This window comes from Thalassotalea euphylliae, assembly GCF_003390375.1.
GTDB classification, from domain to species: Bacteria; Pseudomonadota; Gammaproteobacteria; order Enterobacterales; family Alteromonadaceae; genus Thalassotalea_F; species Thalassotalea_F euphylliae_A.
In genome coordinates this window covers 2222521-2245947 of sequence record NZ_QUOT01000001.1, presented here as the reverse complement: position 1 = coordinate 2245947, position 23427 = coordinate 2222521, and the positions used below count along the sequence as shown (strand labels likewise).

The following is a 23427-nucleotide window of genomic DNA, read 5'->3' as shown; positions in this document are numbered from 1 at the left end:
AAGAAAAATATTCGAATGATTGCTTTAGGTAAGACAAGAGTGTCGCGCTCTTTTCTTTAATGAATAAAGTAATCAAACCTGAAATAAGATTTTTCCTTATCTTATTTCAATCTAATTCAAGCATACTCCATTACTGTTCTTTTTTAAGGATTGTTAATGAGTACGTGAAAATGTCAGTCATACATTAGCATCAAGATTTGTCTCTTGATGACTTAAATACGAAAACTATTTGGGGTTGTATGGTTAAGTGACTAAGCGTATATGGTGGATGCCTTGGCAGTTAGAGGCGATGAAAGACGTGTTAATCTGCGATAAGCCTAGGTAAGGTGATAAAAACCGTTATAACCTAGGATTTCTGAATGGGGAAACCCAGTGGCATAAGCCACTATCATTAAGTGAATACATAGCTTAATGAGGCGAACCGGGAGAACTGAAACATCTAAGTACCCCGAGGAAAAGAAATCAACCGAGATTTCCTTAGTAGCGGCGAGCGAACGGGAATTAGCCCTTAAGCTTATGGGCGTTAGTGGAACAAGCTGGAAAGCTTGGCGATACAGGGTGATAGCCCCGTACACGAAGACAAACATAAGTGAAATCGAGTAGGTCGGCACACGTGAAATGTTGACTGAACATGGGGGGACCATCCTCCAAGGCTAAATACTCCTAACTGACCGATAGTGAACCAGTACCGTGAGGGAAAGGCGAAAAGAACCCCTGTGAGGGGAGTGAAATAGAACCTGAAACCGTATACGTACAAGCAGTGGAAGCCTTCGGGTGACTGCGTACCTTTTGTATAATGGGTCAGCGACTTATATTCTGTAGCAAGGTTAACCGATTAGGGGAGCCGTAGCGAAAGCGAGTGTTAACTGCGCGTTTAGTTGCAGGGTATAGACCCGAAACCCGGCGATCTACCCATGGGCAGGTTGAAGGTTGGGTAACACCAACTGGAGGACCGAACACACGTATGTTGAAAAATGCGGTGATGACCTGTGGGTCGGAGTGAAAGGCTAATCAAGCCGGGAGATAGCTGGTTCTCCCCGAAATCTATTTAGGTAGAGCCTCGGACGAATACCATTGGGGGTAGAGCACTGTTAAGGCTAGGGGGTCATCCCGACTTACCAACCCTTTGCAAACTCCGAATACCAATGAGTACTATCCGGGAGACACACTATGGGTGCTAACGTCCGTAGTGAAGAGGGAAACAACCCAGACCGCCAGCTAAGGTCCCAAAGTCATAGTTAAGTGGGAAACGATGTGGAAAGGCATAGACAGCTAGGAGGTTGGCTTAGAAGCAGCCATCCTTTAAAGAAAGCGTAATAGCTCACTAGTCGAGTCGGTCTGCGCGGAAGATGTAACGGGGCTAAACTATGCACCGAAGCTGCGGATTCAAACTTTGTTTGAGTGGTAGGGGAGCGTTCTGTAAGCCGTTGAAGGTGTGTTGAGAAGCATGCTGGAGGTATCAGAAGTGCGAATGCTGACATGAGTAACGATAAAGGGGGTGAAAAACCCCCTCGCCGAAAGACCAAGGTTTCCTGTCCCATGTTAATCAGGGCAGGGTAAGTCGGCCCCTAAGGCGAGACCGAGAGGTGTAGTCGATGGGAAACAGATTAATATTTCTGTACTTCTTTATATTGCGATGGAGGGACGGAGAAGGCTAAGCAAGCATGGCGTTGGTTGTCCATGTGAAAGTATGTAGGCTGAGAACTTAGGCAAATCCGGGTTCTTAAGGCTGAGATACGAGACGAGGCTCTACGGAGTTGAAGTTGTTGATGCCCTGCTTCCAGGAAAAGCTTCTAAGCATAGATATAAAGGAACCGTACCCCAAACCGACACAGGTGGTTAGGTAGAGAATACTAAGGCGCTTGAGAGAACTCGGGTGAAGGAACTAGGCAAAATAGTACCGTAACTTCGGGAGAAGGTACGCCGGCTCTGGTGATGGGACTTGCTCCCTAAGCTGAGGTCGGTCGAAGTAACCAGGTGGCTGGAACTGTTTATTAAAAACACAGCACTGTGCAAAATCGAAAGATGACGTATACGGTGTGACGCCTGCCCGGTGCCGGAAGGTTAATTGATTGGGTTAGCTCTGCGAAGCTCATGATCGAAGCCCCGGTAAACGGCGGCCGTAACTATAACGGTCCTAAGGTAGCGAAATTCCTTGTCGGGTAAGTTCCGACCTGCACGAATGGCGTAATCATGGCCACACTGTCTCCACCCGAGACTCAGTGAAATTGAAATTGCGGTTAAGATGCCGTATACCCGCGGCTAGACGGAAAGACCCCGTGAACCTTTACTATAGCTTGACAGTGAACATTGCTCCTACATGTGTAGGATAGGTGGGAGGCTTTGAAACTTGCACGCCAGTGTGAGTGGAGCCAACCTTGAAATACCACCCTTGTATGCGTGATGTTCTAACCTAGGCCGATTATCTCGGTTGGGGACACTGTCTGGTGGGTAGTTTGACTGGGGCGGTCTCCTCCCAAAGCGTAACGGAGGAGCACGAAGGTTGGCTAAGTACGGTCGGACATCGTACGGTTAGTGCAATGGCATAAGCCAGCTTAACTGCGAGACAGACACGTCGAGCAGGTGCGAAAGCAGGTCATAGTGATCCGGTGGTTCTGTATGGAAGGGCCATCGCTCAACGGATAAAAGGTACTCCGGGGATAACAGGCTGATACCGCCCAAGAGTTCATATCGACGGCGGTGTTTGGCACCTCGATGTCGGCTCATCACATCCTGGGGCTGAAGTCGGTCCCAAGGGTATGGCTGTTCGCCATTTAAAGTGGTACGCGAGCTGGGTTTAGAACGTCGTGAGACAGTTCGGTCCCTATCTGCCGTGGGCGTTTGAGAATTGAAGAGGGCTGCTCCTAGTACGAGAGGACCGGAGTGGACGAACCTCTGGTGTTCCGGTTGTTTCGCCAGAAGCATTGCCGGGTAGCTACGTTCGGAACTGATAACCGCTGAAAGCATCTAAGCGGGAAGCAGGCTTTGAGATGAGTTCTCACTGGGACTTTAAGTCCCCTGAAGGGTCGTTGGAGACTACGACGTTGATAGGTCAGGTGTGTAAGGGTTGTGAGGCCTTGAGCTAACTGATACTAATTGCCCGTGAGGCTTAACCATACAACACCCAAATGGTTTTTCACGTAACTGTTCCAGACAGTTACCTGATTTACTCCATCCATGGAGTTTGTAAGACTGACAGAATAAAGAAATTCACGTACTAACGTGTGCTTGAAATGATATATACAGCATTCCGAATTGAATTTACTTGCTTGTGCAGCAGGTAAATAACAGCTTCGCCTAGCGACAATAGCGTTGTAGAACCACCTGACCCCATGCCGAACTCAGAAGTGAAATGCAACTGCGCCGATGGTAGTGTGGGAGGTCCCATGTGAGAGTAGGTCATCGCTAGGCACTTAATTGAGAAAAGCCCGATACGAGGTGTCGGGCTTTTTAATTAAAGCTTTTATTGCTTAGTAATTAGTTAAGTGTTTCAAATACTAATCAATAAAAGTTTGAAGTTAACTACTTAGAAATTAAATTTCAAAAAGTTGTTGACATCAAAACTAGGGGGCGTAAAATGCGCATCCGCTCTCAACGAGAGAGCAACCACAAAACACGAGTGCGATGTTTTGTTTGAATCGAAAGATTCAGTTCTTTAACAATTAGTTATCATGCAATTTGTGTGAGCATTCACATGATGTTGATTTTACAAATATAGCTAAGCTTGTCTTAGCAAAAATTAACTCAGTGAACTCATGCAAAAACTACTTAATATATAAGTTTTATTTGTACAGAATTCATTGAGCCGATGCTTAGGCATCACAAACGATTTTAATTGAAGAGTTTGATCATGGCTCAGATTGAACGCTGGCGGCAGGCTTAACACATGCAAGTCGAGCGGAAACGAAGAGGAGCTTGCTCCTTTGGCGTCGAGCGGCGGACGGGTGAGTAATGCTTGGGAATATGCCTTTTGGTGGGGGACAACAGTTGGAAACGACTGCTAATACCGCATAATGTTTACGGACCAAAGCGGGGGACCTTCGGGCCTCGTGCCAAAAGATTAGCCCAAGTGAGATTAGCTAGTTGGTGGGGTAAAGGCCTACCAAGGCGACGATCTCTAGCTGGTTTGAGAGGATGATCAGCCACACTGGGACTGAGACACGGCCCAGACTCCTACGGGAGGCAGCAGTGGGGAATATTGCACAATGGGGGAAACCCTGATGCAGCCATGCCGCGTGTGTGAAGAAGGCCTTCGGGTTGTAAAGCACTTTCAGTCGTGAGGAAAGGTTAGTAGGTAATATCTGCTAGCTGTGACGTTAGCGACAGAAGAAGCACCGGCTAACTCCGTGCCAGCAGCCGCGGTAATACGGAGGGTGCGAGCGTTAATCGGAATTACTGGGCGTAAAGCGTGCGTAGGCGGTTTGATAAGCCAGATGTGAAATCCCGGGGCTTAACCTCGGAACTGCATTTGGAACTGTTTGACTAGAGTACTGTAGAGGGTGGTGGAATTTCCAGTGTAGCGGTGAAATGCGTAGAGATTGGAAGGAACATCAGTGGCGAAGGCGGCCACCTGGACAGATACTGACGCTGAGGCACGAAAGCGTGGGGAGCGAACAGGATTAGATACCCTGGTAGTCCACGCCGTAAACGATGTCAACTAGCTGTTTGTGTTCTTGAAACGTGAGTAGCGTAGCTAACGCGCTAAGTTGACCGCCTGGGGAGTACGGCCGCAAGGTTAAAACTCAAATGAATTGACGGGGGCCCGCACAAGCGGTGGAGCATGTGGTTTAATTCGATGCAACGCGAAGAACCTTACCATCCCTTGACATCCAGAGAATTTTCTAGAGATAGATTAGTGCCTTCGGGAACTCTGAGACAGGTGCTGCATGGCTGTCGTCAGCTCGTGTTGTGAAATGTTGGGTTAAGTCCCGCAACGAGCGCAACCCCTATCCTTATTTGCCAGCGCGTAATGGCGGGAACTCTAAGGAGACTGCCGGTGATAAACCGGAGGAAGGTGGGGACGACGTCAAGTCATCATGGCCCTTACGGGATGGGCTACACACGTGCTACAATGGCGTATACAGAGGGCAGCGAGACCGCGAGGTGGAGCGAATCCCAGAAAGTACGTCGTAGTCCGGATTGGAGTCTGCAACTCGACTCCATGAAGTCGGAATCGCTAGTAATCGCGAATCAGAATGTCGCGGTGAATACGTTCCCGGGCCTTGTACACACCGCCCGTCACACCATGGGAGTGGGTTGCAAAAGAAGTGGCTAGTTTAACCTTCGGGAGGACGGTCACCACTTTGTGATTCATGACTGGGGTGAAGTCGTAACAAGGTAACCCTAGGGGAACCTGGGGTTGGATCACCTCCTTATCTTGAAGTAAAACGCAACATGTTGAGTGTTCACACACATTGCATTGATAACGAACGTAGAAGAAGTCCTAACATGTAAGCTTCGGACGACTCTTAATTGAGATAATAGGTCTGTAGCTCAGCTGGTTAGAGCGCACCCCTGATAAGGGTGAGGTCGGCAGTTCAAGTCTGCCCAGACCTACCAAGTTCTGCCTACATGTGACCTAACTCTTTATTGAGAAAATAAAGGGGCTATAGCTCAGCTGGGAGAGCGCCTGCCTTGCACGCAGGAGGTCAGCAGTTCGATCCTGCTTAGCTCCACCACTTCTTCGCATAAGAATGAGAAACCAAACTTAAGGTGTTCAATTGAACAATTTACGTTTGGTTTTTTAAACCACGATTTAAGCGAATGTGCCTTAAATTGAGTTCTTTAACAATTTGGAAAGCTGATATATATCCCGAATATATTTCTTGTTTTACATAAGAAAAATATTCGAATGATTGCTTTAGGTAAGACAAGAGTGTCGCGCTCTTTTCTTTAATGAATAAAGTAATCAAACCTGAAATAAGATTTTTCCTTATCTTATTTCAATCTAATTCAAGCATACTCCATTACTGTTCTTTTATGAGAATTGTTAATGAGTACGTGAAAATGTCAGTCATACATTAGCATCGAGGTTTGTCTCTTGGTGACTTAAATAAGTAAAACTATTTGGGGTTGTATGGTTAAGTGACTAAGCGTATATGGTGGATGCCTTGGCAGTTAGAGGCGATGAAAGACGTGTTAATCTGCGATAAGCCTAGGTAAGGTGATAAAAACCGTTATAACCTAGGATTTCTGAATGGGGAAACCCAGTGGCATAAGCCACTATCATTAAGTGAATACATAGCTTAATGAGGCGAACCGGGAGAACTGAAACATCTAAGTACCCCGAGGAAAAGAAATCAACCGAGATTTCCTTAGTAGCGGCGAGCGAACGGGAATTAGCCCTTAAGCTTATGGGCGTTAGTGGAACAAGCTGGAAAGCTTGGCGATACAGGGTGATAGCCCCGTACACGAAGACAAACATAAGTGAAATCGAGTAGGTCGGCACACGTGAAATGTTGACTGAACATGGGGGGACCATCCTCCAAGGCTAAATACTCCTAACTGACCGATAGTGAACCAGTACCGTGAGGGAAAGGCGAAAAGAACCCCTGTGAGGGGAGTGAAATAGAACCTGAAACCGTATACGTACAAGCAGTGGAAGCCTTCGGGTGACTGCGTACCTTTTGTATAATGGGTCAGCGACTTATATTCTGTAGCAAGGTTAACCGATTAGGGGAGCCGTAGCGAAAGCGAGTGTTAACTGCGCGTTTAGTTGCAGGGTATAGACCCGAAACCCGGCGATCTACCCATGGGCAGGTTGAAGGTTGGGTAACACCAACTGGAGGACCGAACACACGTATGTTGAAAAATGCGGTGATGACCTGTGGGTCGGAGTGAAAGGCTAATCAAGCCGGGAGATAGCTGGTTCTCCCCGAAATCTATTTAGGTAGAGCCTCGGACGAATACCATTGGGGGTAGAGCACTGTTAAGGCTAGGGGGTCATCCCGACTTACCAACCCTTTGCAAACTCCGAATACCAATGAGTACTATCCGGGAGACACACTATGGGTGCTAACGTCCGTAGTGAAGAGGGAAACAACCCAGACCGCCAGCTAAGGTCCCAAAGTCATAGTTAAGTGGGAAACGATGTGGAAAGGCATAGACAGCTAGGAGGTTGGCTTAGAAGCAGCCATCCTTTAAAGAAAGCGTAATAGCTCACTAGTCGAGTCGGTCTGCGCGGAAGATGTAACGGGGCTAAACTATGCACCGAAGCTGCGGATTCAAACTTTGTTTGAGTGGTAGGGGAGCGTTCTGTAAGCCGTTGAAGGTGTGTTGAGAAGCATGCTGGAGGTATCAGAAGTGCGAATGCTGACATGAGTAACGATAAAGGGGGTGAAAAACCCCCTCGCCGAAAGACCAAGGTTTCCTGTCCCATGTTAATCAGGGCAGGGTAAGTCGGCCCCTAAGGCGAGACCGAGAGGTGTAGTCGATGGGAAACAGATTAATATTTCTGTACTTCTTTATATTGCGATGGAGGGACGGAGAAGGCTAAGCAAGCATGGCGTTGGTTGTCCATGTGAAAGTATGTAGGCTGAGAACTTAGGCAAATCCGGGTTCTTAAGGCTGAGATACGAGACGAGGCTCTACGGAGTTGAAGTTGTTGATGCCCTGCTTCCAGGAAAAGCTTCTAAGCATAGATATAAAGGAACCGTACCCCAAACCGACACAGGTGGTTAGGTAGAGAATACTAAGGCGCTTGAGAGAACTCGGGTGAAGGAACTAGGCAAAATAGTACCGTAACTTCGGGAGAAGGTACGCCGGCTCTGGTGATGGGACTTGCTCCCTAAGCTGAGGTCGGTCGAAGTAACCAGGTGGCTGGAACTGTTTATTAAAAACACAGCACTGTGCAAAATCGAAAGATGACGTATACGGTGTGACGCCTGCCCGGTGCCGGAAGGTTAATTGATTGGGTTAGCTCTGCGAAGCTCATGATCGAAGCCCCGGTAAACGGCGGCCGTAACTATAACGGTCCTAAGGTAGCGAAATTCCTTGTCGGGTAAGTTCCGACCTGCACGAATGGCGTAATCATGGCCACACTGTCTCCACCCGAGACTCAGTGAAATTGAAATTGCGGTTAAGATGCCGTATACCCGCGGCTAGACGGAAAGACCCCGTGAACCTTTACTATAGCTTGACAGTGAACATTGCTCCTACATGTGTAGGATAGGTGGGAGGCTTTGAAACTTGCACGCCAGTGTGAGTGGAGCCAACCTTGAAATACCACCCTTGTATGCGTGATGTTCTAACCTAGGCCGATTATCTCGGTTGGGGACACTGTCTGGTGGGTAGTTTGACTGGGGCGGTCTCCTCCCAAAGCGTAACGGAGGAGCACGAAGGTTGGCTAAGTACGGTCGGACATCGTACGGTTAGTGCAATGGCATAAGCCAGCTTAACTGCGAGACAGACACGTCGAGCAGGTGCGAAAGCAGGTCATAGTGATCCGGTGGTTCTGTATGGAAGGGCCATCGCTCAACGGATAAAAGGTACTCCGGGGATAACAGGCTGATACCGCCCAAGAGTTCATATCGACGGCGGTGTTTGGCACCTCGATGTCGGCTCATCACATCCTGGGGCTGAAGTCGGTCCCAAGGGTATGGCTGTTCGCCATTTAAAGTGGTACGCGAGCTGGGTTTAGAACGTCGTGAGACAGTTCGGTCCCTATCTGCCGTGGGCGTTTGAGAATTGAAGAGGGCTGCTCCTAGTACGAGAGGACCGGAGTGGACGAACCTCTGGTGTTCCGGTTGTTTCGCCAGAAGCATTGCCGGGTAGCTACGTTCGGAACTGATAACCGCTGAAAGCATCTAAGCGGGAAGCAGGCTTTGAGATGAGTTCTCACTGGGACTTTAAGTCCCCTGAAGGGTCGTTGGAGACTACGACGTTGATAGGTCAGGTGTGTAAGGGTTGTGAGGCCTTGAGCTAACTGATACTAATTGCCCGTGAGGCTTAACCATACAACACCCAAATGGTTTTGTAGACTGACAGAATAAAGAAAATCACGTACTAACGTGTGCTTGAACAAGATATATACAGCATTCCGAATTGAATTTACTTGCTTATGCAGCAGGTAAATCACAGTTTCGCCTAGCGACAATAGCGTTGTAGAACCACCTGACCCCATGCCGAACTCAGAAGTGAAATGCAACTGCGCCGATGGTAGTGTGGGAGGTCCCATGTGAGAGTAGGTCATCGCTAGGCTCTTAATTAAGAGAAACCCGTAGCTAACGCTACGGGTTTTTTGCATCTATAGCCTTTAAAAATTTTACTGCAGCATAGCTCAGTAAAATTAACCTTTTAGCACCACCTTAGCACTCGACAAACATCTATGTAGAGAATGTGCCCATGAATTAGAAAAGACCGGAATAACAGATATTGAGATCCCTTGCCTAATATAGGCTAGCTTATCAATACTGTTTTGAGCCTTTTAGCTAGGAGCACAGCGAACTTAGATATTTAGCCTCTGAGCAAAGAGTAAACAGAGTAATTGATACATAAGTACAATTGACTAGGAGGAGCTAAATACGGGTTAGAAAAGCATTTCATTTAACAAGCCATTAACGCATAATGAAAATAAAACAATAAATTATGCAGTACTTATATTCATTTTTAGCTATATCTTTACTAGGTACTTTTCCTGCTTTTGCAGATAGCGTCAAGCGAACAGATTCTAATTTTAGCTTTCCCTTCGTTGAAGGTAATCAATTCGATATTGAGCTTGGGCTTGAAACTGTTCATATCGATAACTTCCTTAATCAAAAACAAGATAAGCAATCGACGACATCATATACGTTAAGTGCCCTTGGTTTTGCTCAATTTCATGATGATGACTATTTGCTGCAAAGCTACGCCAATATCGATACCAAAACTTTTGATGACTTTGAGGAAGACGATCACACAGACTTGGCATTACTGGGCAAATATTTTTATCGCCTGATGCCAGCACATCGACTGTTTATTTCCTCATCGTTTGATAAACGTTATGAATATCGAGGAACAGGCCTTTCAAGAGGTATAGCAAATACTTTCAGCAAGGGTGATAGTAAAGAAAATACGTTAGTTAATCTTGGCTATCAAATTGGTAATCTAAATAGCGTAAGTCGTTTTAACGCGATTATTGGCTCAGAGCAAAGTGAATATTCAACGAGAAGAGCTGTGACTAATATTTATGATTACCAGCGACTATTTACTCAACTAGATCTTGATTACCTTATCACTGGTAAATCGTATTTGGCCTTTGATTTAGGTTTCAATGACTTTGCTTATGATAATAACAGTGTTTCAGACAGAACTGAGGCTAGGGCGTTAGTCGGCGCAAAATGGACACCAAACCAAGCGAGTAGCTTAGCCATTTTACTTGGCTACCAAGCCGTAGACTTTGAGAACCTTGATAGAAAAGAACAGGATTTTGCTTGGCAAGGTAGTTATGACTGGAGGCCGACTGAGCGTCTTCGTTTATCGCTAATAACAGCTAGGCAGTCGGAGGTAGAAAACGAGCAAGAAAGTGAAGCAAAGATAACAGACACATACCAAGCTAGTTTAATTTACTTATTTAATGAGCGTTGGCAATTTAATACGTTAGTTCAATTTGAGCGTAAAGATACTTTGCTACGCGACGCTAGCAGATTAGATAAAGAGCTAGAGCTTAGCTCAAGTGTGAGCTATCAACTCAATTCAAGTTTTACAATAGTTGGTCGATATCAATATATAGAAAGTAACAGTGACTTTTCTCCTTTTGATTATGAACGTCAACAATTCGGTGTAAGCTTGAGCTACGACATTTAATACTTATGCGACTAAAAAACATACTGATTTTGTTGTTGAGTACGGTTTTTATGTATACTGCGGTTGCTAGCTCATTTAATTATGAGTTAGGAGCCGGAGATAAAATTCTTATCACCGTATATGATGAGCCTGACCTGCGTACTGAGGTTAAGGTGAATAAATCTGGGCTTGTATCATTTCCATTTTTGGATGATATTAACGTGTTGGGTATAACGCCTGAAGCGCTCGAAAAAAGAATAACGGACGGTTTAAAGGGGGATTACTTAATTCACCCGCAGGTATCAGTATCGATAGTTGAATATCGCCCCTTCTTTATTCATGGCGAAGTTAAGCGCCCTGGTGGGTATGCATATCAAGACGATTTAAGATTGGATAAAGCGTTGGCACTTGCTGGAGGTTTAAGTGCTAGAGCATCAAAATCTGCATGGCAGATTACGCGAGAAGTTGACGGAAAAACAATAACAATAACCGCTGATATCGCGACCATAGTGTTGCCTGATGATATCATTAAAATAGAGCAGAGTTTCTTTTGAGCAATATAGACAGTACTGCCCAAACATATGCTTTTAGTGATGATGACGTATCGCTTAAAGAGTTGCTAAGCCCACTTTGGAATCGCCGTTGGCAGATACTGTCGCTTACCTTATTAATCACACTGATTGTTGCTTTTTACGCCAGTATATTAAAGCCTAAATATCAAAGCAGTGCTATTTTACAAATAGGTAGTAGTTTAGCTGCCAATACGTTATCCATTAACGAAGCCTTTAATAGTAATAATGCGTCTGACGAGCTCATTAAAACGCAATATGAAATACTGCGTTCTCGAAAGTTTGCGGAACGTGTTGTATCAGAGCTTAACTTAATGCAGCACCCCGAATTTAGGGTGAGTAAATTTAACGAGAAACTGCCATTTCTTAAGCAAGATATTAGCAAGTTACCTATACCAGCTCTGCCTGATGTAGTTGATCGATTTCGAACGCAACTGACAATTAGCCCAATCGCTTCGACAGAGTTAGTGAAAATAACCTTCAAGTCTTATTACCCCGAGCTGTCTATGCAGGTGGCGAATCAGGTCGGCCAAACATATTTAGAGTATCAAGACGAGATACACAGCTCGACCAAAGAAAATACCTCGCAATGGCTTGTTGACCAACTTGAAGAGCTAGGGAAAAAGCTAGAATCTTCTGAGCTTGCTTTACAGAACTTTATAGAAGCAGAAGGTTTGGTCGATGTTAATGGTATTTCAGGCCTTGTAAGTGATGAAATTGGCGCCTTAACCGCGGAGAGTATAGCGGCTGAGAAAGCACTTGATGATTTGAAGGTGACGCACCTATTCATTGAAAAGCATATCAATGAACCAGAAAAGCTAGCTGGCCTTAAAGAGATTAATACCAATAGCACCTACTTGCAGCTCAAAAGCAATGAAGAGCGAGTTAGTCGAAAATTGTCTGAGTTGTCGCGCCGCTATGGCCCCAAGCATCCTAAACGCATTGCGGTAGATACCGAATTAACAACACTACAATTAAGAATTCGTGAGCAAATTAATACACGAGTACAGTCAATAGAAAAAGATTATCTAACGACTATTGAAAAGGTTAAGGCGACTAAGCAGCGTCTAGCGAAAGCCAAGTCTGACTTTCTTCGTTTGAGCCGACTAAAAAATCAATTCTCTCAACTCCAGCGTGAAGTAGAAACGAATAAAGAATTGTATAATAGCTACCTTGTGCGTTTAAAAGAAACAGACGCAATGGGCAACTACACAGCAACGTTTTACGTACGTTTTCTGGATAAAGCCATTATTCCAAAGTCACCATTCTCACCACGCAAGTCGTTATTTGTCGCTATCAGCTTTGTGCTCTCTTTTATTGCTATTTCTATTTACATTGTGATGAGAGAGTTATTGGTTGATACTTTAAATTCTCGACGAAAACTTGAAAGCTTTAATGAAGCGCCAGTATTAGCGGTACTGCCTCGGTTTAAACAGCGTACCAACAAAGGTGAAGATAAGTACATCACTGATAATCGCTTTGTCGAGGCGGTTCGTACATTGCGCACCTCGTTATTATTTAATAGCGAGAAAAAACCACCTAAGGTGATTGCCGTTACATCTTCTGTGCCGAATGAAGGCAAGTCCACTGTGGCACTTCACCTTGCGCGTTCTTACAGCGAAATGGAAAAGGTGTTGCTGATAGAAGCCGATATGCGTCACCCAACGGTAGCTAAAAACCTTAACTTAGATCCTTTCCGTCCGGGCTTATCAAACTTATTGGCGAAAACGCACCAGATAAATGAGTGCATTGTTAGAGACAAACATGCCAAATTAGATATTCTAACCTCAGGTATCTCACCTGCTAACCCATTAGCATTTTTGTCGATGAAGCGCTTTGATATGCTGATCAAAGTGTTTGGTAATTTCTACGATCGCATTATTATCGAGACACCACCCGTTAATGCGGTGAGCGATGCTGTGATTATCTCTCGTTTGGTGGAAAGTGTGCTTTATGTGGTGCATGGTACTAAAACTAAACGTGAACAAATTACTTCTGGGTTAAGAATGCTTAACCAAGTGAAAGCACCCATTGAGGGGATAGTGATTAATCAGAGTGAAAGCATAGACACTTCCCGATACCAGAATAAGTATTACAATGAGCGTGCTAACATAATAAAATTACCGGTACGTAAACAGGCATAACCTGTTCCTAATATTTAACCGAGCTTGCATAGTATTTCGCATTGTAGTTTGCACAGTAGTTTGCATAGGTATCAAAATCGGTTCAAAACACGACATAACGAAGCTTTCACTTTATGCACAACCTGCTTGCTGGCAGTGTCCGGCACCTCAACAGTATGGCAATAGATAGCCATTGCTCTAAATTAATCGAAATTAGCACGCTGGCTGAGCTAGCTGAATTAACTATTCCTGATGAGCCCTTTTATATTTTGGGTGAGGGTAGTAATACCTTATTTGTCGAATCAAACACTCCAACCTTGTTAAAGCCAAAGCTAAAAGGTATTGAGGTGACTGAGCAGCAAGATAAGTTTGTGTTAAACATTGGTGCGGGTGAAAACTGGCATGAGTTGGTCGAATACACAGTAACTCATGGTATGCCAGGGTTAGAGAACTTAGCGCTTATTCCTGGCAGTGTCGGTGCAGCACCTGTACAAAATATTGGTGCTTATGGCGTTGAGTTAGCAGACTTTTGCCATAGCGTTACTTGGTTTGATTTTGCGACAAAACAGCTTCAAACATTATCGGCAGCCGAGTGCCTATTTGGTTACCGTGAGAGTGTTTTCAAACATGCGCTTAAAGGAAAGGGTATTATAGCTTCAATCACGCTAGCACTACCGAAAAATTGGCAACCTGTGCTCTCTTACGCTGGATTAAATACATTGCCTGAAAATGTAGACGCTAAGACTATTATGGTTAAGGTAATTGACATTCGAAATAGCAAGCTGCCTAACCCTATTGAATTACCAAACAATGGTAGCTTCTTTAAGAATCCCATAGTTGATACAAAGCATTTTGAACAGTTACAGCAAGATTACCCCGATATGCCTTTTTATACACAGCCCAATAACCAAGTAAAACTTGCAGCTGGCTGGCTGATAGAAAAGGTTGGCTTAAAAGGTTACCGAGTAGGTGATGCAGGGGTACATGAAAAGCAAGCTTTAGTACTCGTTAATTTTGGTCAAGCATCAGGTGAAGATATAGCGCAGCTAGCGCTACTAGTGATTGCTAAAGTCTTCGCAAAATTTGCTGTGCAACTAGAGCCTGAAGTTAGGCTGATCGGTAAAGGCGGTGAGTGTTCACTTACTGATAGTATCAGCTAATGTCTAAATCTGTTCGAGAAAAACTGATCCAAGCACTGGCCAGCGGTAAATTTGTCTCTGGTCAAGATATTGCCGATGAGCTTAGCGTGTCACGCGCGGCAATTTCTAAGCAAGTGACTGTGCTGCAACAAATGGGGTTAGATATTTTTAAGGTGCGCGGCAAAGGTTATCAGTTAGCCAAGCCATTAGTGTTGTTGGATAAGGTATCGATCAGCGATGCGCTTGAGCAGCTTTCAGCAACCAATAGTGTAGAAGTACATACGCTGATAGATTCAACCAATGATTATTTGCTGCGTAAGTTACCCAATCAAGTAGAGCCGGGGCAGGCTTGTATTGCTGAATTTCAAAGCCAAGGGCGCGGTCGTCGTGGTCGTCAATGGATTTCACCATTTGGCTCACACTTATATCTGTCTTACTATCGTTATTTAGCGGATGGTATGTCGTCTGCTATGGGCCTAAGTTTACTCACTGCGCTTGCCATTAGTGATGCAATCAATGCACTTTACAATGTTCAAGTGCAATTAAAATGGCCAAATGATGTTTATCTAGATGGCGTGAAACTCGCCGGCATCTTAATTGATTTAGAAGGGCAGGCCAGTGGTGCTTGTCATAGCGTGATTGGCATTGGCTTAAATCTAAATATGCCAGAGCAAGCTGCAAATGATATTGATCAGCCTTGGACAGATCTGCAGCGTCATTTATCTCAATCAGCCGAGTCACAAATCGACCGAAATCAATTAGCGGTTGCAATAATTGTTGCGTTAAACCAACGATTGGCTCAACAGGAATCGCAAGGCATAGAGACTATGCTGGCTGACTGGCATCAACAGGATTTATTTCTAAACCAGCCGGTACGCTTGATCACTGGCGATAAAGAGCAACAGGGTATTTGTCGTGGTGTGAATGCTCAAGGCGCTTTGTTGTTTGAGCAAAATGGCCAAGTAAAGCCTGTACATGGCGGTGAAGTGAGTTTACGAGGCAATAACTTTGAGTCATAAATCTATTGCTAAGCAGCTTCTAATTGATATCGGTAATACCCGTACCAAGTACTGCTTTGTTATTAATGGGGAATTACAACCCGTAAACTACTGTGATAATCAAGGTTTGTTAGCCCAGTGGTTTAGCCAGCATTGGCTTGATGTAGAGCAAATCGTCTTTGCCAGTGTGGCTCAGCTAGGATTCTCAAATCTTTTAACTCAATGGGCTGCGCAAAATCATATTCCTTGTTTGCAAGTTACTTCACCAGTGACAGCTTTTGGTGTCGTTAATGGTTATGACAATCATCGGCAACTAGGGGTAGATCGCTGGCTAGCAGTACTTGGTGCCCATAAACGCTTTCCTAACCAAAATTGCATTATTGTAGATGCAGGTACAGCAACCACTATTGATTACTTAGATAAAGCAGGGCAGCACCAAGGGGGTTGGATACTGGCAGGTATCGAAACCTTGTTTACCAGTATTCAAGCTAATACCGCGAATGTACAAGGTGAACAACTAGATATTGAAAAGCTAGCGTTTGGCCAAAATACCAATGACAACTTGGCGCAAGCAGCATGGGCATCAACATTGGGACTGATTCAACAGGCAATTCAGCTTGCTGAGCAACAGGGTGCCTCAATTGATCAAGTTATTATGACTGGAGGTAATGGTCACCGATTAGCTGAAATGTTAGCAGAGCAGCATATTCCGACCAGCTACCACCCTTTATTAGTCTTTGAAGGTTTAAGTTGCTATTTAACGGAGAGTGAATAAAAGGCAAAGCGATAAAACTTTGCACTGTTATTGCTGGTTTTGCACTGTTATTGCTGGTTTAGTGGAGTTAGAGGTCTATTAGTAAGAGCTTTCGCGTAAAAAAGCAGCAAACGAATCAAAATCGTAAGTTTTTTAAAAACAGCTATTGCAAGCTCAAAAACATTACACTAGAATGCGCACCACTTAATGTAGTGCCGACTTAGCTCAGTTGGTAGAGCAACTGACTTGTAATCAGTAGGTCGCCAGTTCGACTCCGGCAGTCGGCACCATTAATTTTCTTCTTGCCAGCAAGAAGAAAGTAAAAGATTATTGGAGGGGTTCCCGAGTGGCCAAAGGGATCAGACTGTAAATCTGACGGCTCCGCCTTCGGTGGTTCGAATCCACCTCCCTCCACCATTTTTTGCAGAGATAGTCTGGTTATAGTAAGCGGGTGTCGTATACTGGCTATTACCTTAGCCTTCCAAGCTAATGAAGCGGGTTCGATTCCCGCCACCCGCTCCAATCTTTGTAAGTATGTGTGTGCTGATATAGCTCAGTTGGTAGAGCGCACCCTTGGTAAGGGTGAGGTCGGCAGTTCGAATCTGCCTATTAGCACCAGTTCTTAGATCCTCTATTCCCTCGCTATCTTTTAAATTTATTTATAACTTAATTTACCTTGAGGTATTTAAAAGTGGCTAAAGAAAAATTTGAACGTTCGAAACCGCACGTAAACGTTGGTACTATCGGACACGTTGACCACGGTAAAACTACTTTAACAGCTGCTATCTCTGCAGTATTAACAAAAACTCACGGTGGTGAAGTTCGTGATTTCGCTCAAATCGATAACGCTCCAGAAGAGCGTGAGCGTGGTATTACAATCAATACTTCTCACATCGAGTACGACACAGAAACACGTCACTACGCACACGTAGACTGTCCAGGTCACGCCGATTATGTTAAAAACATGATCACTGGTGCTGCACAAATGGACGGCGCAATCTTAGTATGTGCTGCGACTGATGGTCCAATGCCACAAACACGTGAGCACATCCTTCTTTCTCGCCAAGTAGGTGTACCTTACATCATCGTATTCATGAACAAATGTGACATGGTAGATGACGAAGAGTTACTTGAGTTAGTAGAAATGGAAATCCGTGAACTACTTTCAGAATACGACTTCCCAGGTGACGACTTACCAGTAGTAGCTGGTTCAGCATTAGGCGCACTTAACGGTGAAGCACAGTGGGAAGAGAAAGTATTAGAACTTGCTAACCACTTAGACACTTACATTCCAGAGCCAGAGCGTGCAATCGATGGTGACTTCATCTTACCAATCGAAGACGTATTCTCAATCCAAGGCCGTGGTACTGTAGTAACAGGTCGTGTTGAGCGTGGTATCATCACAGTAGGTGACGACGTAGAAATCGTAGGTATCAAAGAAACTACAACTACTACTTGTACTGGTGTTGAAATGTTCCGTAAGCTTCTTGACGAAGGTCGTGCGGGTGAGAACTGTGGTGTTCTTCTTCGTGGTACTAAGCGTGATGAAGTACAACGTGGTCAAGTACTATGTAAGCCTGGTTCAATCAACCCACACACTAAGTTCGAGTCTGAAGTTTACGTATTAACTAAAGACGAAGGTGGCCGTCACACGCCATTCTTCAAAGGCTACCGTCCACAGTTCTACTTCCGTACAACTGACATCACTGGTGCTGTAGAGCTTCCAGAAGGTGTAGAAATGGTAATGCCTGGCGACAACTTGAAGTTTGTTGTTGAGCTAATCAACCCAATCGCGATGGACGAAGGTTTACGCTTCGCTATCCGTGAAGGTGGCCGCACAGTAGGTGCTGGTGTTGTATCTAAAATCATCGAATAATCATCGATAGATTCTAGAATACACAACGAAGAAGGTCGCGAAAGCGGCCTTTTTTGCGTTTGGGATTTAGTAAATTTGTGCAGCAACAAAGCAGGTGATATTAGGTGCTGGTGTTGTATCGCTATCCCTAAGAAAAGCATCGACTAATCTCAACAGATGCTAGAATACACGTTGAGAAGGTCGCGCAAGCGGCCTTTTTTACGTTTAGGGTTTAGTAAATTGTGGTGCTATTGAAAGCGGCTGAAAGAATACGCTGATGCTAAGTGCTGGCGTTGTATCGCTATACCTAAGAGATGCATCAACTAATATCGATAGACTCTAGAATACAAAACGGAAAAGGTCGTAAGAGCAGTCTTTTGCGTTTGGGGTTTAGTAAAGTTGTGCCGAAAATATTTGGCAGAGGTGATATGACTTTGTCGGTTTAAGAATATGGTGGTAGCGACAGCTTGAGCTTAATCATCCAAGTATCATCTTTAGGTGTTTATCTTGCTGAAATTCCTTTAAGCTTGCGAGCTATGTGCTTATTAGAATGTTTAGAAGAAAAGAATGCCGGTTATCTGCAAAAGAAAACCGTGCTAGCTATCGCCAATCGCGATCCGCAATTTGCTTTAGAATGGTTTGTTCATACCGTTAGAAGCCCTGCCTTATTTGAAGAGCAAGTGTTAGCTTGTGCATATGCACTGAAGTGGCAACTGATCTCTCCTGAGCAGCTTGCTAGCTTGTTTGGCGATAATACACCTGAATCTGTGGACCAGAAATCTGTAGACGATGTGTTAAAAGCGAACTCAGTGGCAGCGGAATCGCTCGATCTAGAAACACTGTGTCGAACACTGGGTTATGTCTGCGCTATTGTAAACTGGCAGGGGGAAACGAGCTGTCACAGTGATGTTGCTACTACCGCGATATCAAAGCTTCCTGAGAGCCTGTTTAATAATGTTCGTCAGCAAGTCGCGCCGCAGCTAAAAGATGTCACTTTGTTTGGTGCACAAGGGGCTGGCAGTAAAGACACCTCGATTCGCAACAACAGTAATTTCTATACGCCATTGCCTAACGTATCGCTTGAATTGGCGATTATGGAGCGCCTAACCGCGAATATGCTTGGCACTGATATCCGCTTTGCTGAGCCGCCGGTGATCTTGCGTTATCTGCCGGGCCAATATTATCACTGGCACTATGATCATATTTATCCACATAACGATAATATCACGCAGCAACTTCAACAGTTTGGCCAACGGGTAACCACAGGCATATTAAACCTGAACGATGATTTCACTGGCGGACAAACTGAGTTTAAAGTGCCTAAACTGTCGTTATCACCGAAAACAGGACAAATTATCGCTTTTAGCAATGTTGATGATAGCGGCGAGCGGGCGGTAAAGAGTATTCATCGCGGCGCTCCTGTTGAGTCGGGGGAAAAATGGGTGATGACGCTTTGGTTTAGAGATAAACCTTTTTGGCTTCGCAATTGCTTGCTAGGTGGCTAGCAAGCACTAAACTGTATTCGCCAACGGGTGAATGTAGAGTGTAAATACAATCTGGCTTTAATTGCTTTCTTACTTTTAGGTATTCAATACATCATCAATTAGGGATTTAGGTAGCCCTTCGTATTTTGCTTGCAAATTAGTGAGCATTTTATGCCATTTACGCCTAATTTTCCTTATGGTTAACGCAGTAGTCAGCTCTGAAACTTTAAGCCATTCCGAGTTACCGATGTCGTCGATTACGGTTAATTTAAAGTTGTTTGGCGCACCGGTAAGTACAATGTTTCTGGGCAACAGTGATGTTGTCACTATTCTATAGTTTACCATGTAAGCGAATAATGCTCTTAGTGCGATTATTAGCTGATTTTGATAGTCGCGAATAAAGTTTTTCTGCTGTAAGTAGTGTTCTAAGTTACTGGCGATTTCGCCATCGGTATCGCGAATCACTTGGTAAATACTACCTGTACCTAAATTGGTTTTTATATCGCCGTGGTACTGGCATAAGTGCGACCATGAAATGTTATTTTTGATTAGTTTTTTGTAGTAAGTATTTTCACGTTCGATACTACGCAATATTCCTCGTTGCCTTTTTAGTTGATTTTGCAATGGAATTTTCACACATAGATCAGGGTCGCGAGGATGCAAATAGCACTTTCGAGTGGTACCTTGAGCGAAATATAAGGTGTTATCTAATATGAGCACGGTATATCAATAGAATTAGTCATTATGGTCTTGAAAGTGTGGGCAATTAGCGGATTATCAAGATCTCGATACTATTCAAGCGATATTTTATTCTCAAATTAAGCATTGGCATTGGGCAAATATCGCTTGAGTAAAATACTTGACTCAGTATAATGTCGCTTCACTTCTCGTGTTAGTCTTAATTTTTCCCAAACAAACTAAGAATCACCCGACAAGTGTAACCAAATTTTGGTTGAGAATCTCTAGATGAGGTTCGTTAAAAGACGAAGGGGTATAGTTCCAATTGGTAGAACAGCGGTCTCCAAAACCGACGGTTGGGAGTTCGAATCTCTCTACCCCTGCCAAATTTAAGTACAACGGTTGTACTGTAGCCTTTGCAACTGCAAAGGTTGGTTTGTCTAGCTAGACGGAAAATACAGGTCGAATTTATGAATGCAAGTGCAGAAAACCAAGAAACTGGTTCTCTTGATGGAGTAAAGTGGGGCGTAATCTTCCTGCTATTAGGTGGTGCCGTTGTCGGTAACTTTTACTTTGCTGAGCAGTCTGTTCTGCTGCGCGCAGTAGGCGTTGTTGCAGCGATTATTGTTGCCGGTCTAGTTGCCATGCAAACCGAAAAAGGTCGCACTTTTGTTGCCTTTGCCAAAGAGTCTCGTACAGAAGTACGCAAAGTTGTTTGGCCAACACGTCAAGAAGCCGTGCAAACAACAGGCATCGTATTAGTTGCTACCCTTATTATGTCATTATTGTTATGGGGTCTAGACTCAGTATTGTTCTGGGTAGTAGGTTTCATCACTGGTTTACAGGTATAGAGAATGTCTGAAGAAACGTTAACTGAAAGCGTAACTGGCGAAAACAAACCAAAACTACGTTGGTATGTTGTACAAGCGTTTTCAGGCTATGAAGCGCGTGTTCAAAAAACACTGTTAGAGCACATTGAAATTCACGGCTTAGAAGATAAATTCGGTCAGGTCTTAGTACCTACTGAAGAAGTTGTGGAAATGCGCGCTGGTCAAAAGCGTAAGTCAGCACGTAAATTCTTCCCAGGCTATGTTCTAGTTGAAATGGCGATGGATGAAGAAGCGTGGCACTTAGTGAAGTCTGTACCACGTGTACTTGGTTTTATTGGCGGTACTTCAGATCGCCCAATGCCAATCACCAAAAAAGAAGCGGATCGCATTTTACAGCGCCTTGAAGAAACAGATGCACCTAAGCCGAAAACATTGTTTGAAGTGGGTGAAGTGGTTCGTGTTATCGATGGTCCATTTGCTGACTTTAACGGTGTGGTTGAAGAGCTTGACTACGAGAAGAACCGCATCAAGGTATCGGTACTTATCTTTGGTCGTTCAACACCAGTTGATTTGGAATTCGGCCAAGTTGAGAAGAGCGAATAATCATATTTTATAGCGCTTTTCGATAAGCGCACAAAAAGATCTTGAAACGGCAGCGTTGATTAATTTATAATCCGCTGCCGTTTTTATTTGAGCGAATGAAAATTTGTTCTAAAAACGCAAATTTATTAACCGGGGAGCTAACACATTTCCTATGTGTTGTGTTCGAAAGAACTAGCGATAACCACCCATAACAAAGGTATTTTTAAAGATGGCTAAAAAAGTCCAAGCTTTAATCAAGCTACAAGTAGCTGCTGGTGCAGCTAACCCGTCACCACCAGTTGGTCCAGCTCTTGGTCAACACGGTGTGAACATCATGGAATTCTGTAAAGCGTTCAACGCAAAAACAGATTCTTTAGACAAAGGCGCTCCAGTTCCAGTAGTAATTACTGTATACAATGACCGTTCTTTCACGTTCGAAACTAAGACTCCACCTGCATCTTACTTACTTAAGAAAGCTGCTGGTATCAAGTCAGGTTCAGGTCGTCCTAACACTGAAAAAGTAGGTACTGTTACACGTGCTCAACTTGAAGAAATCGTTAAGATGAAAGAACCAGATCTTACAGCAGGCGACATGGACGCAGCTGTACGTACTATCGCGGGTTCTGCTCGTGCAATGGGCTTAGTGGTAGAGGGTTAATCGAATGGCTAAATTATCAAAGCGCGCTCGTCTTATCCGTGAAAAAGTAGACGTATTAAAAGATTACGAAATCAACGAAGCTATCACTCTTCTTAAAGAACTTGCTACTGCTAAGTTCAACGAAAGTGTAGACGTTGCTGTAAACCTTGGCATCGATGCTCGTAAATCAGACCAAAACGTTCGTGGTGCTACAGTATTACCACACGGTACTGGTCGTTCTGTTCGCGTTGCTGTTTTCACTCAAGGTGCAAACGCAGACAAAGCGAAAGAAGCTGGTGCTGACGTAGTTGGTATGGAAGACCTTGCTGAGCAAGTTAAAGCAGGTCAAATGGACTTCGACGTAGTAATTGCAACTCCTGATGCAATGCGCGTAGTTGGTCAGTTAGGTCAAATCTTAGGTCCACGTGGCCTTATGCCTAACCCGAAAGTTGGTACTGTAACTCCTGACGTAGTTGCTGCGGTTAACAACGCAAAAGCTGGTCAAATCCGTTACCGTAACGACAAAAACGGCATCATCCATACAACTATCGGTAAGGTTGATTTCGAAGACGCTAAGTTACAAGAGAACTTAGAAGCATTGTTGGAAGCGCTTAAGAAAGCTAAGCCGGCAAACGCTAAAGGTCAATTCATCAAGAAGATTTCAGTATCTACTACTATGGGTGCTGGTGTTTCAGTTGAACAAGGTTCACTAAACTTATAATCTCCTTGAGTTGAAACTTTACAGGGGTGAATTATTGAACTATAATTTTGCCCCTTTATTTTGGTAGGAGCTGGGCGACTTATCCAAATTAACTCGTTTAAACGGGTTAAGTCGGTTAAATCAAACAGTCCCGTCAAAGACCGTAGGTGAGTAGTGAAACGGTTAAATACTGCGTATTAAACTGGTTTACGTATTCTTAATTAATGCCTGCGTAGATGGTGATTACCGTGAAATTTCCTTAAATTTCTGGTCCTCGCCGTAATGGCCTAGACGGATTGGTATGTGTCATAACATCA

The 23427-nt window shown here is 44.3% G+C and carries 13 protein-coding genes, 7 tRNA genes and 5 rRNA genes; 24 read left to right on the top strand and 1 reads right to left on the bottom strand.

Annotation, left to right across the window (positions count from 1 at the left end; translation table 11 throughout):
* The first annotated feature begins 241 nt into the window (after nt 1-241).
* From DXX94_RS09885 to DXX94_RS09795, 19 genes are all read left to right on the top strand, one after another.
* Nucleotides 242-3117: ribosomal RNA gene (locus DXX94_RS09885) — 23S ribosomal RNA — on the top strand.
* A 179-nt stretch (nt 3118-3296) separates the two neighbouring features.
* Nucleotides 3297-3411 (top strand): 5S ribosomal RNA (rrf, locus tag DXX94_RS09880).
* A 421-nt stretch (nt 3412-3832) separates the two neighbouring features.
* Nucleotides 3833-5375: ribosomal RNA gene (locus tag DXX94_RS09875) — 16S ribosomal RNA — on the top strand.
* Nucleotides 5376-5482: 107 nt separating this feature from the next.
* Nucleotides 5483-5559, top strand: a tRNA-Ile gene (locus DXX94_RS09870).
* 43 nt (nt 5560-5602) lie between these two features.
* Nucleotides 5603-5678 (top strand) — tRNA-Ala (locus tag DXX94_RS09865).
* Nucleotides 5679-6078: 400 nt separating this feature from the next.
* A 23S ribosomal RNA gene (locus DXX94_RS09860) occupies nt 6079-8954 on the top strand.
* Between the two features lie 129 nt (nt 8955-9083).
* A 5S ribosomal RNA gene (gene rrf, locus DXX94_RS09855) occupies nt 9084-9198 on the top strand.
* The 16S, 23S and 5S rRNA genes sit together here with 2 tRNA genes alongside, the layout of an rRNA operon.
* A 387-nt stretch (nt 9199-9585) precedes the next feature.
* Entirely contained in the window at nt 9586-10782 is a 1197-nt protein-coding gene (locus DXX94_RS09850) for an outer membrane beta-barrel protein (protein WP_116015515.1), read from the top strand.
* 50 nt (nt 10783-10832) lie between these two features.
* Complete coding sequence (locus DXX94_RS09845; RefSeq protein WP_116002254.1) at nt 10833-11315, top strand: polysaccharide biosynthesis/export family protein; 483 nt, start codon at nt 10833-10835, stop codon at nt 11313-11315.
* Nucleotides 11312-13474 carry a GumC family protein gene (locus DXX94_RS09840; RefSeq protein WP_116015513.1) on the top strand — a complete coding sequence of 721 codons (2163 nt, stop codon included), beginning with the start codon at nt 11312-11314 and terminating at the stop codon, nt 13472-13474. Before DXX94_RS09845 ends, DXX94_RS09840 begins: the two co-directional genes overlap by 4 nt.
* Nucleotides 13475-13587: 113 nt before the next feature.
* Nucleotides 13588-14613, top strand: coding sequence for a UDP-N-acetylmuramate dehydrogenase (murB, locus tag DXX94_RS09835; RefSeq protein ID WP_116015511.1), 1026 nt, complete (start codon nt 13588-13590; stop codon nt 14611-14613).
* Nucleotides 14613-15611 (top strand): bifunctional biotin--[acetyl-CoA-carboxylase] ligase/biotin operon repressor BirA, encoded by a 999-nt coding sequence (birA, locus tag DXX94_RS09830; protein ID WP_116015509.1) that lies wholly within the window; start codon nt 14613-14615, stop codon nt 15609-15611. The genes murB and birA overlap by 1 nt, the downstream gene beginning before the upstream one ends.
* Complete coding sequence (locus DXX94_RS09825) at nt 15601-16365, top strand: type III pantothenate kinase (protein ID WP_181901529.1); 765 nt, start codon at nt 15601-15603, stop codon at nt 16363-16365. Before birA ends, DXX94_RS09825 begins: the two co-directional genes overlap by 11 nt.
* A 193-nt stretch (nt 16366-16558) precedes the next feature.
* Nucleotides 16559-16634 (top strand) — tRNA-Thr (locus DXX94_RS09820).
* 42 nt (nt 16635-16676) lie between these two features.
* A tRNA-Tyr gene (locus tag DXX94_RS09815) sits at nt 16677-16761 on the top strand.
* Nucleotides 16762-16791: 30 nt separating this feature from the next.
* Nucleotides 16792-16866: transfer RNA gene (locus tag DXX94_RS09810), tRNA-Gly, on the top strand.
* Nucleotides 16867-16886: 20 nt separating this feature from the next.
* A tRNA-Thr gene (locus DXX94_RS09805) sits at nt 16887-16962 on the top strand.
* Between the two features lie 73 nt (nt 16963-17035).
* Nucleotides 17036-18220: an elongation factor Tu gene (gene tuf / locus DXX94_RS09800; protein ID WP_116015505.1), complete on the top strand. Its 1185-nt coding sequence runs from the start codon at nt 17036-17038 to the stop codon at nt 18218-18220.
* 446 nt (nt 18221-18666) lie between these two features.
* Nucleotides 18667-19704: a prolyl hydroxylase family protein gene (locus tag DXX94_RS09795; protein WP_116015503.1), complete on the top strand. Its 1038-nt coding sequence runs from the start codon at nt 18667-18669 to the stop codon at nt 19702-19704.
* Nucleotides 19705-19779: 75 nt separating this feature from the next.
* Here DXX94_RS09795 and DXX94_RS09790 read toward each other — a convergent pair whose 3' ends face one another.
* A complete protein-coding gene (locus tag DXX94_RS09790; protein WP_116015501.1) occupies nt 19780-20403 on the bottom strand; it encodes a YrbL family protein in 624 nt (207 codons plus the stop codon).
* A gap of 267 nt (nt 20404-20670) precedes the next feature.
* Between DXX94_RS09790 and DXX94_RS09785 the strand changes: the two genes are divergently transcribed.
* The 5 genes from DXX94_RS09785 to rplA all read left to right on the top strand — a co-directional run bounded on the left by DXX94_RS09785 (nt 20671) and on the right by rplA (nt 23131).
* A tRNA-Trp gene (locus tag DXX94_RS09785) sits at nt 20671-20747 on the top strand.
* An 84-nt stretch (nt 20748-20831) separates the two neighbouring features.
* Nucleotides 20832-21212 (top strand): preprotein translocase subunit SecE, encoded by a 381-nt coding sequence (gene secE, locus DXX94_RS09780; protein WP_116015499.1) that lies wholly within the window; start codon nt 20832-20834, stop codon nt 21210-21212.
* Between the two features lie 3 nt (nt 21213-21215).
* Nucleotides 21216-21794: a transcription termination/antitermination protein NusG gene (nusG, locus tag DXX94_RS09775; protein WP_115998786.1), complete on the top strand. Its 579-nt coding sequence runs from the start codon at nt 21216-21218 to the stop codon at nt 21792-21794.
* A gap of 208 nt (nt 21795-22002) precedes the next feature.
* A complete protein-coding gene (rplK, locus tag DXX94_RS09770; RefSeq protein WP_115998787.1) occupies nt 22003-22431 on the top strand; it encodes a 50S ribosomal protein L11 in 429 nt (142 codons plus the stop codon).
* 4 nt (nt 22432-22435) lie between these two features.
* A complete protein-coding gene (rplA, locus tag DXX94_RS09765; protein WP_116015497.1) occupies nt 22436-23131 on the top strand; it encodes a 50S ribosomal protein L1 in 696 nt (231 codons plus the stop codon).
* Nucleotides 23132-23427 lie beyond the last annotated feature (296 nt).

Coding starts and splice junctions, on each gene's coding strand:
- nusG (WP_115998786.1), top strand. CDS start 21,216: ATGTCTGAAGAAACGTTAACTGAAAGCGTAACTGGCGAAAACAAACCA.
- birA (WP_116015509.1), top strand. CDS start 14,613: ATGTCTAAATCTGTTCGAGAAAAACTGATCCAAGCACTGGCCAGCGGT.
- rplK (WP_115998787.1), top strand. CDS start 22,003: ATGGCTAAAAAAGTCCAAGCTTTAATCAAGCTACAAGTAGCTGCTGGT.
- DXX94_RS09845 (WP_116002254.1), top strand. CDS start 10,833: ATGTATACTGCGGTTGCTAGCTCATTTAATTATGAGTTAGGAGCCGGA.
- murB (WP_116015511.1), top strand. CDS start 13,588: ATGCACAACCTGCTTGCTGGCAGTGTCCGGCACCTCAACAGTATGGCA.
- rplA (WP_116015497.1), top strand. CDS start 22,436: ATGGCTAAATTATCAAAGCGCGCTCGTCTTATCCGTGAAAAAGTAGAC.
- secE (WP_116015499.1), top strand. CDS start 20,832: ATGAATGCAAGTGCAGAAAACCAAGAAACTGGTTCTCTTGATGGAGTA.
- DXX94_RS09850 (WP_116015515.1), top strand. CDS start 9,586: ATGCAGTACTTATATTCATTTTTAGCTATATCTTTACTAGGTACTTTT.